Origin of the sequence: Pseudomonas fakonensis (genome assembly GCF_019139895.1) — a bacterium.
GTDB lineage: Bacteria > Pseudomonadota > Gammaproteobacteria > Pseudomonadales > Pseudomonadaceae > Aquipseudomonas > Aquipseudomonas fakonensis.
Window position 1 is genome coordinate 4,465,780 of sequence record NZ_CP077076.1, and the last position, 15,630, is coordinate 4,481,409.

At 64.9% G+C, this 15,630-nt stretch carries 17 protein-coding genes; 8 read left to right on the plus strand and 9 right to left on the minus strand.

From position 1 onward, the window contains the following. The 6 genes from KSS94_RS19605 to KSS94_RS19630 form a co-directional block, all read right to left on the minus strand. Positions 1–1,410, minus strand: a complete 1,410-nt coding sequence (locus KSS94_RS19605) for an amino acid permease (protein WP_217839729.1) — start codon at positions 1,408–1,410, stop codon at positions 1–3. Positions 1,411–2,127: 717 nt separating this feature from the next. After that, positions 2,128–3,198 carry a 23S rRNA pseudouridine(2605) synthase RluB gene (gene rluB, locus KSS94_RS19610; protein WP_217839730.1) on the minus strand — a complete coding sequence of 357 codons (1,071 nt, stop codon included), beginning with the start codon at positions 3,196–3,198 and terminating at the stop codon, positions 2,128–2,130. Positions 3,199–3,424: 226 nt separating this feature from the next. Further along, the gene (gene scpB, locus KSS94_RS19615; protein ID WP_217839731.1) at positions 3,425–4,207 is read right to left on the minus strand and encodes an SMC-Scp complex subunit ScpB; all 783 of its coding nucleotides are present in this window, start codon (positions 4,205–4,207) and stop codon (positions 3,425–3,427) included. An 11-nt stretch (positions 4,208–4,218) separates the two neighbouring features. Then, positions 4,219–5,046 carry a segregation and condensation protein A gene (locus tag KSS94_RS19620; protein ID WP_496197742.1) on the minus strand — a complete coding sequence of 276 codons (828 nt, stop codon included), beginning with the start codon at positions 5,044–5,046 and terminating at the stop codon, positions 4,219–4,221. After that, entirely contained in the window at positions 5,043–5,672 is a 630-nt protein-coding gene (locus KSS94_RS19625; RefSeq protein ID WP_217839732.1) for an L-threonylcarbamoyladenylate synthase, read from the minus strand. Before KSS94_RS19625 ends, KSS94_RS19620 begins: the two co-directional genes overlap by 4 nt. 13 nt (positions 5,673–5,685) lie before the next feature. After that, positions 5,686–6,546 carry a PHP domain-containing protein gene (locus KSS94_RS19630; RefSeq protein ID WP_217839733.1) on the minus strand — a complete coding sequence of 287 codons (861 nt, stop codon included), beginning with the start codon at positions 6,544–6,546 and terminating at the stop codon, positions 5,686–5,688. A gap of 67 nt (positions 6,547–6,613) precedes the next feature. Between KSS94_RS19630 and KSS94_RS19635 the strand changes: the two genes are divergently transcribed. The 6 genes from KSS94_RS19635 (at position 6,614) to KSS94_RS19660 (ending at position 10,729) form a co-directional block, all read left to right on the plus strand. Continuing rightward, a complete protein-coding gene (locus KSS94_RS19635; protein WP_217839734.1) occupies positions 6,614–7,210 on the plus strand; it encodes a septation protein A in 597 nt (198 codons plus the stop codon). Position 7,211: 1 nt separating this feature from the next. Further along, positions 7,212–7,511 carry a YciI family protein gene (locus KSS94_RS19640; RefSeq protein WP_015271283.1) on the plus strand — a complete coding sequence of 100 codons (300 nt, stop codon included), beginning with the start codon at positions 7,212–7,214 and terminating at the stop codon, positions 7,509–7,511. Positions 7,512–7,684: 173 nt separating this feature from the next. Next, positions 7,685–8,077, plus strand: coding sequence for an SH3 domain-containing protein (locus tag KSS94_RS19645; protein ID WP_217839735.1), 393 nt, complete (start codon positions 7,685–7,687; stop codon positions 8,075–8,077). Between the two features lie 7 nt (positions 8,078–8,084). After that, positions 8,085–8,762: a response regulator transcription factor gene (locus KSS94_RS19650; protein WP_217839736.1), complete on the plus strand. Its 678-nt coding sequence runs from the start codon at positions 8,085–8,087 to the stop codon at positions 8,760–8,762. 149 nt (positions 8,763–8,911) lie between these two features. Then, entirely contained in the window at positions 8,912–9,328 is a 417-nt protein-coding gene (locus KSS94_RS19655; RefSeq protein WP_217839737.1) for a Spy/CpxP family protein refolding chaperone, read from the plus strand. A 69-nt stretch (positions 9,329–9,397) separates the two neighbouring features. Continuing rightward, positions 9,398–10,729: a sensor histidine kinase gene (locus KSS94_RS19660; protein ID WP_217839738.1), complete on the plus strand. Its 1,332-nt coding sequence runs from the start codon at positions 9,398–9,400 to the stop codon at positions 10,727–10,729. A gap of 133 nt (positions 10,730–10,862) precedes the next feature. On the opposite strand, the gene KSS94_RS19665 is transcribed toward KSS94_RS19660, so the two are convergent. Then, on the minus strand, positions 10,863–11,420 hold the full coding sequence (locus tag KSS94_RS19665) for an NAD(P)H nitroreductase (RefSeq protein WP_217839739.1): 558 nt from the start codon (positions 11,418–11,420) through the stop codon (positions 10,863–10,865). A 191-nt stretch (positions 11,421–11,611) separates the two neighbouring features. Between KSS94_RS19665 and KSS94_RS19670 the strand changes: the two genes are divergently transcribed. Further along, a complete protein-coding gene (locus KSS94_RS19670) occupies positions 11,612–13,066 on the plus strand; it encodes a TrkH family potassium uptake protein (protein WP_217839740.1) in 1,455 nt (484 codons plus the stop codon). Here KSS94_RS19670 and KSS94_RS19675 read toward each other — a convergent pair. After that, positions 13,023–14,069, minus strand: coding sequence for an AraC family transcriptional regulator (locus tag KSS94_RS19675; protein ID WP_217839741.1), 1,047 nt, complete (start codon positions 14,067–14,069; stop codon positions 13,023–13,025). The genes KSS94_RS19670 and KSS94_RS19675 overlap by 44 nt on opposite strands. Before the next feature lie 156 nt (positions 14,070–14,225). Here KSS94_RS19675 and KSS94_RS19680 point away from each other — a divergent pair, with 156 nt between their 5' ends. Then, entirely contained in the window at positions 14,226–14,537 is a 312-nt protein-coding gene (locus KSS94_RS19680; protein ID WP_217839742.1) for an Mpo1-like protein, read from the plus strand. 142 nt (positions 14,538–14,679) lie between these two features. Here the strand turns inward: KSS94_RS19680 and KSS94_RS19685 are convergent, their stop codons facing one another. After that, positions 14,680–15,495: a UDP-2,3-diacylglucosamine diphosphatase gene (locus tag KSS94_RS19685; protein WP_217839743.1), complete on the minus strand. Its 816-nt coding sequence runs from the start codon at positions 15,493–15,495 to the stop codon at positions 14,680–14,682. Between the last annotated feature and the right edge of the window lie 135 nt (positions 15,496–15,630).

Below are 15,630 nucleotides of genomic sequence, written 5' to 3' on the forward strand. Positions count from 1 at the left end.
TTACTTGGCCACGCTACCCGCCGCCTGCGCCCCACGCTTGCCCTTGAGCAGGTGGGCCACATACATCACCACCAGCCACACCGGGATCGCGTACACCGACACCTGGATGCCCGGGATCATCAACATGATGCCCAGGATCAGCACCACGAAGGCCAGCACGATGTAGTTGCCGTAGGGGTACCACAGCGCCTTGAACAGCGGCTTCTGGCCGGTACGGTCCAGGTGCTGGCGGAATTTGAGGTGCGAGTAGCTGATCATCGCCCAGTTGATCACCAGGGTGGCGACCACCAACGACATCAGCAGCTCCAGCGCATTCTGCGGCATCAGGTAGTTGAGCAGCACGGCGATCAGGGTCACGGCTGCCGATACCAGGATCGAGCGCACCGGTACGCCGCGCTTGTCGACCTTGGCCAGGGCCGCCGGGGCGTCACCCTGCTCGGCCATGCCCAGCAGCATGCGGGCGTTGCAGTAGGTGCCGCTGTTGTACACCGACAGCGCTGCAGTCAGCACCACGAAGTTCAACAGATTGGCCGCCGTATCGCTGCCCAGCATCGAGAACACCTGGACGAACGGGCTGGAGCCGTAGCTGCCGCCGGAGGCGTCGATGCTGGCCACCAGGCTGTCCCACGGGGTCAGCGACAGCAGCACCACCAGGGCGCCGACATAGAAGATCAGGATGCGGTAGATGACCTGGTTGATCGCCTTGGGGATCACGGTCTTCGGCTTGTCGGCCTCGGCTGCGGTGAAACCGAGCATTTCCAGGCCGCCGAAGGAGAACATGATGAACGCCAGGGCCATCACCAGCCCGCTGACACCATGGGGGAAGAAGCCGCCATGGGACCACAGGTTGGTCACCGAGGCTTCCGGGCCGCCGCTGCCGCTGGTCAGCAACCAGGCACCCAGGGCGATCATGCCGACGATCGCCGCCACCTTGATGATGGCGAACCAGAATTCGGCCTCACCGAAGAACTTCACGTTCATCAGGTTGATGGCGTTGATCAGCACGAAGAAGCCCGCTGCGGTTACCCAGGTCGGGATCTCCGGCCACCAGTAGTGCACGTACTTGCCCACCGCCGACAGCTCGGACATGCCCACCAGGATGTACAGCACCCAGCAGTTCCAGCCCGACAAAAAGCCCGCAAAGCCGCCCCAGTAAGTGTGGGCGAAGTGGCTGAAGGAGCCGGCCACCGGCTCCTCGACGATCATTTCGCCAAGCTGGCGCATGATCATGAAGGCGATGAAGCCGCAGATGGCGTAGCCGAGGATCATCGACGGGCCTGCGGATTTCATCACGCCGGCCGAGCCAAGGAACAATCCGGTGCCGATGGCGCCACCCAGGGCGATCAGCTGGATATGGCGGTTCTTCAAGCCACGCTTGAGTTCGCCGGACTGAGGGTTGTGTCCACTCATGAACGAAGTCACCTGCTTGTTTTTATCTGTGACGGAATCGGACCCACCGCGCTCGTGGCGCAGCGGAATGGGCAAGGTGGTTACCTTGGTTTCTTGGACGGGTAGTCAAGCGACGGGCGCAAGGCCCAGGGCAGAGCAACCGGGTGTCAGCAAGAGTGCGCGGTACGCAAGGGGGTCACAGGTAAAACGCGGCGCATTGTATACCCCTGCAAACGCGCAGGCGTCAACGCGTTGCGTCGCTTCCTGTGGAAAAAACGCAGCGGTCCTGGGGGTGTGGCCTGAAAAGGCGGGTTGATCGGCGTACATAGCGCCTCCATTTGTTGTTCTGTTCGCCGGGCTCTGTGGCCAGGCGTTGCACACGGCAATGCGGCTATATCAGCGGTTTGCCGGGGGCCGGGCAAGGGGGCGGGACAGGGCGAGGCAGGCTTGGCGAGGGAACGCTTGGCACGTTTTTTTTACAGGTGTAGGAAAAATCGAGTTTTGGAAGGAAAACGCACCCAGGGCGTATAAATTTCTTTACGAGGCGGTTTGAAAACTTTCCAGCCTTGCCGGAAATGTTTTTGAGATCAGTATGTTGGGGTCACTTTGCGACCCAATCGCCGGCAAGCCGGCTCCTACAGGGGGATCGCATAACTTTGCGGGCGATTGGCGACAACACAAAAATTGCAGGTACAAAAAAGCCAGCCCGAAGGCTGGCTCTTGCACTACCAGGCGGGATCAGCCACGCGGCTTGCCGCGGCCACGACCGGCTGGCTTGTCGCCGTCCGGGCGCGCCGGGCGCTTGCGCATCTCGCTCGGGCGTTCGGCCACGGCGCTGCCACGGTTTGGCTTGCCGCGCGGGGTTTCCTCACGCGGGGCACGGGCCGGGCGCTCTGCCGGGGCTGCATCGCCCTGGGCCGGGCGCAGGGTGCGCACGCGCTCGCCACGGCCCAGCGGGCGGGTCGATTTGCGCTGCAGGCGCTCGAGCTTATCCTTGGCCTTGAGGTTCAGGGCTGGCAGCGCCACTGGCTGCAGGCCCACTTCGGCGGCGAGGATGTCGATCTCGCCCTGGCTCATTTCGCGCCAGCGGCCCATCGGCAGGTCGGAGTTGAGGAACACCGGGCCAAAGCGCACGCGCTTCAGGCGGCTGACCACCACACCCTGGGACTCCCACAGGCGACGCACCTCACGGTTGCGGCCTTCCATCACCACGCAGTGGTACCAGTGGTTGAAGCCTTCACCACCCGGGGCCTTCTGGATGTCGGTGAACTTGGCCGGGCCATCTTCGAGCATCACGCCGGCCTTGAGGCGGTCAATCATGTCGTCGTCGACCTCGCCACGCACACGTACCGCGTATTCGCGGTCCATCTCGTAGGACGGGTGCATCAGGCGGTTGGCCAGCTCACCGTCGGTGGTGAACAGCAGCAGCCCGGTGGTGTTGATGTCGAGGCGGCCGATGTTGATCCAGCGGCCTTCTTTGGGCCGTGGCAGGCGGTCGAACACGGTCGGGCGGCCTTCGGGGTCGTCGCGGGTGCAGATTTCGCCGTCGGGCTTGTTGTACATGACCACACGGCGGGTCGCCTCGGCGGCCTCGACGCGCTTGATCAGCTTGCCATCGACGGTGATGGCGTCGTGCAGGTCGACGCGCAGGCCCAGGGTGGCGGCCACGCCATTGACCTTGATACGGCCCTGGCTGATCCAGGCCTCGACGTCACGGCGCGAGCCGACGCCGATGCGGGCCAGCACTTTCTGCAGTTTTTCGCCGGATGGCGGGGCGGGTTGTTGGTCTTGCAGGTCTTTGTCACTCATCTGGGCACCTCCCGGTGTAGTAGTGAAAGCGGGCGCGCATCATACGCGGTTCGGGGAATTAACGCATCTGGAGGGTAGAGGGTTTTTCGGGGTACGGGATTGTTTTCTGCCCAATGACCTGTGTGCGCCTGAACCGGCCTCATCGCCGAAAAGCCGGCTCCTACATGAAGCTTGTGCACAATCCCTGTGGGAGCCCGCGAAGAGGCCCGTTCAGGCAACACTGCAGTCAGGATTGCAGCTTGCCCTCTTCTTCCACCGAAGCCTCGGGCTCTTCTTCACGCAAATCATCGAAATCGGTCTTCAGCCCTTCTTCCATGGCATCCAGCTCCACCAGCAGCGAGCGGAAGCTGGTTTCTTCCTTTGGCTCACCCACCTCTTCTTCGTCACCCAGGCTGGCATCGGCCAGGGCCTGTAGGTGCGCCGGCACCGGTGCGTCATCCGGGTCGAGCTCAGGCTCAGGCTCGGCAACCGGCTCCAGCTCGCGCAGCTCGGCCAACGCCGGCAATTGGTCGAGGCTCTTGAGGTTGAAATGGTCGAGGAACGCCCGGGTGGTGGCGAACATGGCCGGGCGGCCGGGCACCTCGCGGTAGCCGACGATGCGGATCCACTCACGCTCCATCAGGGTCTTGATGATGTTGCTGTTCACCGCCACGCCGCGCACGTCTTCGATCTCACCGCGGGTGATGGGCTGGCGGTAGGCGATCAGCGCCATGGTTTCCAGCAACGCGCGGGAGTAGCGCTGCGGGCGCTCCTCCCACAGGCGGCCAACCCAGGGGGCATAGGCTTCGCGAATCTGCAGGCGGTAGCCGCTGGCCACCTCCTTGAGCTCGAAGGCGCGGCCGTTGCACGACTTGGCCAGCACCTCGAGGGCCTTTTTGAACACTGCCGGCGCCGGGCGCTCGGCCTCGTCGAACAGCTCGTACAAGCGGTCAAGGGATTGCGGCTTGCCCGAGGCAAGCAAAAAAGCCTCGATCAAGGAGGCGAGTTCGCGGGGTTCGTTCAGGTTCATCGGTCGTCAGGTCACTCTGCCCGGGCACGGACGTGGATCGGGGCGAAGGGTTCATTCTGCACCAGTTCGATCAGCGATTCCTTCACCAGCTCCAGAATCGCCATGAAGGTGACCACCACGCCGAGCTTGCCCTCCTCGACGCTGAACAACTCGACGAACGGCACGAAGGCACCGCCCTTGAGGCGCTCGAGCACTTCGCTCATGCGCTCGCGGGTCGATAGCACCTCACGGGTGATCTGGTGGCTTTCGAACAGGTCATTGCGCCGCATCACCTCGGCCATGGACAGCAGGATCTCCTCCAGGGCCACGTCGGGCAACAGCTTGCGCGCCTTGGCCTGGGGGGCGTCCAGGCGTGGCACCACCACGTCGCGACCAACCCGCGGCAGTTCGTCGATGCCCTCGGCGGCGGCCTTGAAGCGCTCGTACTCCTGCAGGCGGCGGATCAGCTCGGCGCGCGGGTCGCCCTCCTCTTCCTCCACCTCGGCCGAGCGCGGCAGCAACATGCGCGACTTGATCTCGGCGAGCATGGCGGCCATCACCAGGTATTCGGCGGCCAGTTCCAGGCGCACGTTCTTCATGAGCTCCACGTAGCTCATGTACTGGCGGGTGATCTCGGCCACCGGTATGTCGAGAATGTCGACGTTCTGCTTGCGGATCAGGTACAGCAACAGGTCCAGCGGGCCTTCGAAGGCTTCGAGGAAGACTTCCAGGGCGTCTGGCGGGATATACAGGTCCACCGGCATTTCGGTGAGGGCTTCACCGTAAACCAGCGCCAGCTGCAGCTGGAACGGCGCTTCGGCGTCAACCGCCGGCGCCTCGGGCGCTTGCACCTGGCTCACGCGTTGACCAGAAACGGCGTGGGGTCGCCGCAGCCTTCGCGGATCAGCTCGGGTTCGTCACCGGACAGGTCGATGATGGTGGACGCCTTGAGGTCACCGAAGCCACCATCGATCACCAGGTCGACATGGTGCTCCAGGCGTTCGCGGATCTCGTAGGGGTCGACCATCGGCTCGTCATCACCCGGCAGGATCAGGCTGACGCTCATCAAAGGCTCGCCCAGCTCTTCGAGCAGCGCCAGGGTGATGGCGTGGTCGGGCACCCGCAGGCCGATGGTGCGGCGCTTTTCGTGCAGCAGCAGGCGCGGCACCTCGCGGGTGCCGTTGAGGATGAAGGTGTACGGGCCGGGCACATGGGCCTTGAGCAGGCGGAAGGTGCCGGTATCGACCTTGGCGTACAACCCCAGCTGCGACATGTCGCAGCACATCAGGGTGAAGTTGTGGGTCTTGTCCAGGCCGCGCAGCTTGCGCACCCGCTCGATGGCCGCCTTGTTGCCGATCTGGCAACCCAGGGCATAGGCCGAGTCGGTCGGATACACCACCACGCCACCCTTGCGGATGATCTCCACGGCCTGTTTGATCAGGCGCGCCTGCGGGTTCTCCGGATGAATCTGGAAAAATTGGCTCACGAAGTCGTCCTGTTCATACCGCCATAGGCTGTTCATGTCGGAATCGGCGCCACAGGGGTGGCAGGTCCTCAGGCAATGGCCGGTAGGCACCGATCTCGCCCCAGGTGCCAGGGCCGTGGAAATCGCTGCCAGCGCTTGCCAGCAGGCCGAACTCACGGGTGAGGATGGACATCGTCCCCACCTGTTCGGGCGGCATCATCCCGTTGACCACTTCCAGTGCCTGCCCTCCAGCCTGAATATAGTCGGCAATCAGCCGTCTGCGCTTGCTGCGGGTAAGCTCGTAGTGCATGGGATGAGCCAGGCTCACCCAAGCGTTGGACTCACGCAGCGTAGCGACAGTTTCGTCCAGGGTCGGCCAGTGCAGCTTGACGTCACCCAGCTTGCCGGCGCCCAGCCACTTGCGAAACGCCTCGCCACGGTCCTTGACGAAGCCGGCTTGCACCAGATACTCGGCGAAATGCGGGCGTGCCGGGGCATTGCCGCTGTCGCCCAGCGCCTGCTGCACCGCGCGGGCGCCGTCCAGCGCACCGGGCATGCCCTTGGCGGCCAGCTTGCGGTCGATCTCCTCGGCGCGCAGCCAGCGGCCGCGGTGCAGGTTGGCAATGGCCTCGAGCAAGGGCGGTGCATCGAGGGGGAAGTCGTAGCCCAGTACATGGATGGTGGCGCCACCCCAGGTGCACGACAGCTCCACCCCGCTGACCCAGGCCATGCCCCGCTCGGCGCAAGCCTGGCGCGCCTCGGGCAGGCCCTCGAGGGTGTCGTGGTCGGTGAGCGAGAGCGTGCGCACCCCGTGCTCGTGGGCCCGGGCGACCAGTGCCGTGGGCGACAGGGCGCCATCGGAGGCCGTGCTGTGACAGTGCAGATCAACATTCATGGTGCGGCGCTTTCGCAGGAATCGATGTTTGTTATTATGCCGTCACATCCCGCTTCTGGCTGCCATTGTGAAACAATTCATCGATTTCATCCCGCTGCTGCTGTTCTTCATCGTCTACAAGCTGGACCCGCGCCCGGTCGATTTTGCCGGCCAGGTGTTCGAATTCGGCGGCATCTACAGCGCCACGGCGATGCTGATCGCAAGCTCGGTGGTGGTCTACGGCGCGCTGTTCCTGCGCCACCGCAAGCTGGAAAAGGGCCAGTTGCTGACCCTGGTCGCTTGCCTTGTGTTCGGCGGCCTGACCCTGGCCTTCCACAGCGAGACCTTCCTCAAGTGGAAGGCGCCGGTGGTCAACTGGCTGTTCGCCCTGGCCTTCGCCGGCAGCCACTTCATCGGCGACCGGGTGCTGATCAAGCGCATCATGGGCCACGCCCTGACGTTGCCGGAAGCCGTCTGGAACCGCCTGAACGTCGCCTGGATCGCGTTCTTTCTGGTGTGCGGCGCGGCCAACCTGTTCGTCGCCTTCACCTTCCAGGACTTCTGGGTCGACTTCAAGGTGTTCGGCAGCCTGGGCATGACCGTCATCTTCCTGGTGGCCCAGGGCGTTTACCTTTCGCGTCACCTGCACGACGCCGACCCGTCCACCTCCAAGACCAAGGACTGACATGCTCTACGCCATCATCGCCAGCGACGTCGCCAATTCCCTGGAAAAGCGCCTGGCCGCGCGCCCTGCCCACATCGAGCGCCTGCAACAGCTCAAGGCCGAAGGCCGCGTGGTACTGGCAGGCCCGCACCCGGCCATCGACAGCAACGACCCGGGTGAAGCCGGCTTCAGCGGCAGCCTGATCGTTGCCGAGTTCGATTCGCTGGCCGCAGCGCAAGCCTGGGCCGACGCCGACCCGTACATCGCCGCCGGCGTGTACGACAAGGTCGTGGTCAAGCCGTTCAAGCAAGTGCTGCCTTAAGCTGCAAGCCTGATACCGAGTCGCCTTCTTCGCGGGTAAACCCGCTCCCACAGGTTCATCATTGCCTGTGGGAGCGGGTTTACCCGCGAAGAAGGCGACTTGTTTTTCGGGCCATTCATAAATTCGGACCAACGGCCGACAACCTCCTGAACCGATTCCATTCAGGAGTTCCAATGCGTCAAGGCCCGATGTTCCTCCTGCTGTGCCTGTTGCTGCTCTCTCCCCTGGCCGTGGCCGAACAGCCGCTGTCGCTGGAAGCCGGGGCGCGGATCACCGACCTGCAGCAGCGCCTGGAAGAAAGCGAGAAGCAGCGCGGCGCGCTGACCCAACAATTGCAGAACCAGGACAGCGAGCGCGAGAGCGCCCAACTGACCCGCCTGCGCCAGGACAACCAGCGCCTGAAGCTCGCCGTCAAGGAGCTGCAGGCCAGTGCCAGCGCACCGCAACGCCTGCTGACCGACCAGCAGCAGTGGTTCCTGATTGGTTCTGGCGTTGCACTGTTATCGGTAGTCTGCGGTATCTTAGCCAGCGGCGGACACAGAAGACGCCGTCAATGGTTGAATTGAGTGAGACATGAGCGAGCTGTTACTGATTGATGATGACCAGGAACTGTGTGAACTGCTGGGCAGTTGGCTGACCCAGGAAGGGTTTGCAGTTCGCGCCTGCCACGATGGCCAGAGCGCGCGCCAGGCCCTGGCCGCCCAGGCTCCGGCGGCAGTGGTGCTGGACGTGATGCTGCCCGACGGCAGCGGCCTTGAGCTGCTCAAGCAACTGCGCAGCGAGCACGCCGAACTGCCGGTGCTGATGCTCTCGGCCCGCGGCGAGCCGCTGGACCGCATCCTGGGCCTGGAGCTGGGCGCCGACGACTACCTGGCCAAGCCCTGCGACCCGCGCGAGCTCACCGCCCGCCTGCGCGCGGTGCTGCGCCGCAGCCATCCCAGCGCGCCGGCCACGCAGATGGAAGTCGGCGACCTGGCGTTCAGCCCGGTGCGTGGCGTGGTCAGCATCGATGAACGCGAGATGACCCTGACGCTGTCCGAAAGCCGCATCCTCGAAGCGCTGCTGCGCCAGCCGGGCGAGCCGCTGGACAAGCAGGAGCTGGCGCAGATCGGCCTGGGCCGCAAGCTCACCCTGTACGACCGCAGCCTGGACATGCACGTGAGCAACCTGCGCAAGAAGATCGGCCCGCACGCAGACGGCCGCCCGCGCATCGTCGCGCTGCGCAGCCGGGGCTATTACTACAGCCTCTGACTCAATCTGTAGGAGCGGCCTTGTGCCGCTCCTACAAAAAGCCCGCTCACGTCTTTACCCTGCCTTTACCCTCACCTGACCGCCCTTGACCTTGATCTCCCTAAACTGGGCTCATCCGGTAAACACCGGCCCATGACAGGAGAGACACCATGCGCAAGACCCTTATCGCCCTGATGTTCGCCGCTGCCCTGCCGACCGTTGCCATGGCTATGCCAGAAGGTGGCCCGCGCCACGACGGCCCACACCACCGCGGTGACGCGCCTTTCGCCCAGCTGGACCTGAGCCGCGACCAGCGCCAGCAGATCGGCAAGCTGATGGGCGAGCAGATGCAGCAGCGCCGCGACATCACCGAGCGCTACCTGAACAAGCTGCCGGCCGCCGACCAGAAGGCCATGAAAGACGAGATCAAGGCCAGCCGCGACAAAGCCGACAGCCAGGTCCGCGCGCTGCTCAAGCCCGACCAGCAGAAGAAGTTCGACGAACTGCAAAAAGAACGCGCCGCCAAGAAAGCCGAATGGCAGGAGTTCCAGGCCTGGAAAGCTGAAAAACAGCACAAGGCCCAGTAAGCTGTCAGCCCCACGCCCGGCCCGCACCCTTGCGGGCCGGGCTTTTGCCATTTCACGGAGGTGCTCGCCTTGCGTTCACTGTTCTGGCGCATCCTGGCCAGTTTCTGGCTGGCGATCGCCCTGGTTGCCGGCTTGTCGATCCTGCTGGGCCACATGCTCAACCAGGACACCTGGATCCTCAGCCGCCACCCAGGCCTTAACACCTTGGCCAGCCGCTGGGTGCAGCATTACGAGCAGGAAGGCCTGGAAGCCTCGCAGCGCTTCCTCGAGCGGCGCAAGGAGCGCTTCAAGATTGACGTACAGGTGCTCGACGACAGCGGCGAAGCCGTGGTGCCGGGCACCTTCCCGCGCCGCGCCGCAGCCTTCGAGGCGCGTCAGCACAACGACCAGCGCCGCCTGCCCTGGCGCCGGCTGACCGAGGAATATACCAGCCCCGCCAGCGGCGAGACCTACCTGCTGATCTACCGCATCCCGCACCCGGAGCTCGAAGCCTGGCACCGCGAAAGCCTGATCTGGCCATTGAGCGCGTTGGGCATAGCCCTGGTGGTATTGACCCTTTTCAGCCTGCTGGTGACCCTGTCGATCACCCGCCCGCTCAGCCGCCTGCGCAGCGCGGTGCACGACCTGGGCCAGGCCAGCTACCAGCAGAACAGCCTGGCCCGCCTGGCCGTGCGACGCGACGAGTTCGGCGTGCTGGCCAACGACTTCAACAAGATGGGCGCGCGCCTGCAGAGCCTGATCGGCAGCCAGCGCCAGCTGCTGCGCGACGTGTCCCACGAGCTGCGCTCGCCGCTGGCGCGGTTGCGCATTGCCCTGGCCCTGGCCGAACGCGCCGAGCCCGAGCAGCGCCAGGCGCTGTGGCCACGCCTGACCCGCGAGTGCGACCGCCTGGAGGCGCTGATCAGCGAAATTCTGGTGCTGGCCCGGGTGGATGCCGAGCAGGCCCATGCGGAGCCGGTGGATATCAACGCGCTGCTGGGCAGCGTGCGCAAGGATGCCCAGCTCAGTGCGCCAGAACAGGAGGTGCGCCTGGAGGCCGAGCCGGGCCTGACGCTGCAGGGCTGGCCGACGCTGATCGAGCGGGCGGTGGACAACCTGCTGCGCAATGCCCTGCGCTTCAACCCTGGCGGGCAGCCCATCGAGATGCATGCCAGCCGCGAGCAAGGGCGCATCGTGTTGAGCGTGCGCGACCATGGGCCGGGGGCGCCGGCCGAGCACCTGGCGCAGTTGGGTGAGCCGTTCTACCGGGCACCGGGACAGGAAGCGCCCGGACATGGGCTGGGTTTGGCGATCGCGCGCAAGGCGGCCGAACGCCATGGCGGCAGCCTGAGCTTGGGCAACCACCCGCAGGGCGGGTTCGTGGCGACGTTGGAGTTGCCCTGTGAAGCTGCGCCAGCCTGAAGGCTTTTGGGGCCGCTGCGCGCCCCTTCGCGGGTAAACCCGCTCCCACAGGACCGCGCCGAGCCTGAATCCAGCGCTGTACCTGTGGGAGCGGGTTTACCCGCGAAGGGCCACAACGTGGCCCCCATTCACATCACTCGCCCCAGGCAGCGACGAAATCCTCGGTCGCCAGCACCGGCGCCGTACGCGGCTCGGTCGCCGGCGTACCGACATACAGGTAGCCGATCAGCTCTTCGTTCTCGGCCAACCCCAGTCCCTTGTGCACATGGGTATCGAAGGCCATGTCACCGGTACGCCACACCGCACCCACACCCTGGGCATGCGCCGCGATCAGGATGCCGTGGGCCGCGCAGCCAGCCGCCAGGCGCTGCTCGGACTTGGGCACCTTGAAGTGATCCTGCAGCCTGGCCACCACCACGATCAGCAATGGCGCGCGCAGCGGCATGGCGCGGGCCTTGTCCAGCGCGGCCTGGCTAGCGTCGCCCTTGGCGTGCAGCGCCGAGGCAAACAACTCGCCGAGCTTCTCGCGGCCCTGGCCTTCGATGGTCAGAAAGCGCCATGGCCGCAGTTGGCCGTGATCCGGTGCGCGCAACGCGGCCTGAAACAGCGCCTCGCGCTGGGCGGCGTTGGGTGCCGGTTCAGTCAGGCGTGGCACGGAAACACGGTTGAGCAGAGCGTCGAGAGCCTCCATGGGCTACCCTCCTGGCAAATTGAAAGTGCCGCCATTTTGCACCAACAAGCGGGCCACGTGGGAGCGAGCTTGCCTCGCGATAGCGCCAGCGCGAGGCAAACCCACTGCCGCGTCGGCGCAACGATGGCGTTTACATCACCCGGCCCACAGGTAGAATGGCGCCCCTTCCGTAGCCAGTCAGAGCAGATCACATGGCGTTGCCGACCTTAAGGATCATTGGTTTCATCATCGGCATCTTCCTGATCACCCTGGCGGTGAGCATGGTGGTGCCCATGGCGACCCTGGTGATTTTCGAGCGCACCGGCGACATGCCGTCGTTCCTCTGGGCAAGCATGATCACCTTCGTCGCAGGCCTGGGCCTGGTGGTGCAGGGCCGCCCCGAACACGTGCACCTGCGCCCGCGCGACATGTACCTGCTGACCGTCAGCAGCTGGCTGGTGGTAGGCGTGTTCGCCGCCCTGCCGTTCCTGCTCACCCAGCACATCAGCTACACCGACGCCTTCTTCGAGAGCATGTCCGGCATCACCGCCACCGGCTCCACCGTGCTCAGCGGCCTGGACAACATGTCGCCGGGCATCCTGATGTGGCGCTCGATGCTGCACTGGCTGGGCGGCATCGGCTTCATCGGTATGGCGGTGGCGATCCTGCCGCTGCTGCGTATCGGCGGCATGCGCCTGTTCCAGACCGAATCCTCGGACCGCTCAGAAAAAGTCATGCCGCGCTCGCACATGGTCGCCAAGTATATCGTCGCGGTGTACGTGGGTATCACCGTGCTGGGCAGCCTGGCATTCTGGTGGGCGGGCATGAGCCCGTTCGATGCGATCAACCACGCCATGTCGGCGATCTCCACCGGCGGCTTCTCCACCTCCGACCAGTCCCTGGCCAAGTGGGACATCCCGGCCGTGCACTGGGTGGCAGTGGTGGTGATGATCCTGGGCAGCGTGCCCTTCACCCTGTATGTGGCCACCCTGCGCGGCAACCGCAAGGCGCTGATCCGCGACCAGCAGGTGCAGGGCTTTCTGGGCTTGCTGGTGGCCACCTGGATCGTGCTCGGCACCTGGTATTGGGCCACCACCAACCTGCACTGGCTCGACGCCCTGCGCCACGTGGCGCTGAACGTCACCTCGGTGGTCACCACCACAGGCTTTGCCCTGGGCGACTACAGCCTGTGGGGCAACTTCTCGCTGATGCTGTTCTTCTACCTGGGGTTCATCGGCGGCTGCTCGGGCTCGACCGCCGGCGGCATCAAGATTTTCCGCTTCCAGGTGGCGTACATCCTGCTCAAGGCCAGCCTCAACCAGCTGATCCACCCGCGGGCGGTGATCAAGCAGAAGTACAACGGTCACCGCCTCGACGAAGAGATCGTGCGCTCGATCCTGACCTTCTCGTTCTTCTTCGCCGCCACCATCGCCGTGATCGCGCTGCTGCTGTCGCTGCTGGGCCTGGACTGGATGACCGCACTGACTGGCGCGGCCAGCACCGTGTCGGGCGTGGGGCCGGGGTTGGGCGAGGTGATTGGCCCGGCGGGCAACTTCGCCTCGCTGCCGGACGCCGCCAAGTGGATTCTCGCCGGCGGCATGCTGCTGGGCCGGCTGGAGATCATCACGGTGCTGGTGTTGTGCATGCCGGCGTTCTGGCGTCACTGACCGCCAGGCGCGCCCGGTATTCGCTGGGGGTGACGTCGAACCAGCGGCGGAACGCCCGGTAGAAGTTGCTCGGGTCGGCGAAGCCCAGCAGGTAGGCGGTTTCCAGCAGGGTGGTGGTGGGCTGCGCCAGGTATTGCTCGGCAAGCTCGCGGCGGGTGTCATCGAGCAGCGCCTGGAAGCTGGTGCCCTCATCCTGCAGGCGCCGCTGCAGCGTGCGCTGCGACAGGTGCAGGGCCTGGGCCACGGTTTCGCGCTTGGGCTCACCTTGCGGCAGGATGCGGCACAGCACCTGGCGTACCCGGTGGGTCACGCGGCTTTCCGAAAAGCGCGCCAGGTACTCACCGGCAAAGCGGTCGTGCAACACCGCCATGGCTTCGTTGGCCGTGGGCAGCGGTGCTTCCATGTCGGCACGCTCGAACAGCAGTGCGTCGTGCGCTGCGCCAAACACCAACGGTGAATGGAACGCCACCTTGTAGGGGTCGATGTTCTTCGGCTGCGGCCCCTGGATCAGCACCCGCCGCGGCTGGATCGGCCGCCCGCTGAGCCATTTGCACAGTGCCAGGGCGCAGGCCAGCGAGGCTTCGGAGCTGTGCCGGGTGGGCGGCAGGTGGTCGCCGTGCACGGTCAGGATCAGCGAATAACCTTCGGCGCCGAGCACGAAGCTCAAATCCGAGCTTTCGGCGATGATGCGCTGGTAGCGCACCAGGCGCTGGAAGCCCTCGGCCAGGGTACGGCTGGACATCAGCGCGTAGCCGACCACATGGAACGACGCCGGGCGTACCACCCGGGCCATGTTCAGGCCGATCGCCTCGTTGCCCGACAACTCAACGGCCAACTGCCACAAGCGGGTCATGGCATCCTGGGGGAAGCGTGCGTCGGGGTCGTCGAGGGCGGCGAAGTCCAGGCCCAACTGGCGGAACATGGCCGGGCAATCGAGCCCTTCCAGTTCGAGCGCCTTGACGATCCCTGAGGCCCAGCTGGCCGAGGTGGTTCTTTCACTCATGACAGGCTTCTTGTGCTGAACCGCTCCTGCGGTGAATCGAAAGGATACTCAATTGGCGCTGATTGTCACTGGCCATCATTCTGAGTGACTCTAGACTCGATTCAGGCTCCACGCCGTGTATCCTGTTCCCGACCCGCAGATCCGGAAAGCACAGCCATGACCCGCACAGCGCAGTTCCGCAGTTTTGCCGAGTTCTATCCCTACTACCTGGGGGAGCACAACAACCCCACCTGCCGGCGCCTTCACTTCGTCGGCACCAGCCTGGTGATCGCCCTGCTGGCCTATACCATTGGCAGTGGCAAGTGGTTGCTGCTGCTGGCGGTGCCGCTGGCAGGTTACGGCTTCGCCTGGGCCGGGCACTTCTTCTTCGAAAAAAACCGCCCGGCCACCTTCAGCCACCCGTGGTACAGCCTGGTGGGCGATTTCGCCATGTTCCGCGACATATTGCTGGGGCGCATCGCCCTCTGACTGCGTAGCAGGGCACCTGTGGGAGCCACTGTCTTGTGCTGCCTGAACCGGCCTCATCGCCGGCAAGCCGGCTCCTACAGGTACAGCGCTTGATTCTGGCCTGGCGCAACCTTGTGGGAGCGGGCTTGCCCCGCGATGGTCTTTACGCCAGCTCGCCCAGCTCCGCCAGCCGCTTTGCCGCTTCCCGGGCCTGGGCATCGGCAAAGCGGTACAGCTCGATCTGCCCGTCCCAGTGCTCGATCAGCGCGGTGCATGACTCCACCCAATCGCCGCAGTTGAGGTACTCCACCTCGCCCACCTTGCGGATTTCGGCATGGTGGATATGCCCGCATACCACGCCCTGGAAGCCGCGCTTGGTGCACTCGTGGGCGATGGCGTCTTCAAAGTCGCTGATGAAGTTCACCGCGCCCTTGACCTTGTGCTTGAGGTAGGCCGACAGCGACCAGTAGCCGTAGCCATAACGTGCGCGCCAATGGTTGAGCCAGCGGTTGAGCACCAGGGTGAACTCGTAGGCGCGGTCGCCGAGGAACGCCAGCCAGCGGTGGTAGCGGGTAATCACGTCGAACTGGTCGCCGTGGATCACCAGCAGGCGCCGGCCGTCGGCAGTGAGGTGCTCGGCTTCGTCCACCAGCTGGATGTTGCCGAGGATGAGTTTGGAGTAACGGCGCAGAAACTCGTCATGGTTGCCGGTGACGTAGATCACCTCGGTGCCGCGCTTGCTCATGGTCAGCAGGCGGCGGATGACGTTGGTGTGGGCCTGGGGCCAGTAAATGCCGCCGCGCAGTTTCCAGCCGTCGATGATGTCGCCGACCAGGTAGATGCGGTCGGCCTGGTAGCCCTTGAGAAAGTGCGACAGGTGTTCGGCCTGGCAGTCCCGGGTGCCCAGGTGCACATCGGAGATCCACAGGGTGCGGACACGCAGCTTGCGGGAGGGACGGGCGAGTTCGGCATGGGTCATGGGGGGCTCCGGTGCTGCGCTGTTTGTCGCAGACTCGCAGGTGCAGGTGACAGATTGGTGGCGGGTTTGTGACGGTCTGGGCTTTCAAGGTGTTCGCGCCAGGGCCACCAACCAACCCAGCGGTGTACACTCCCC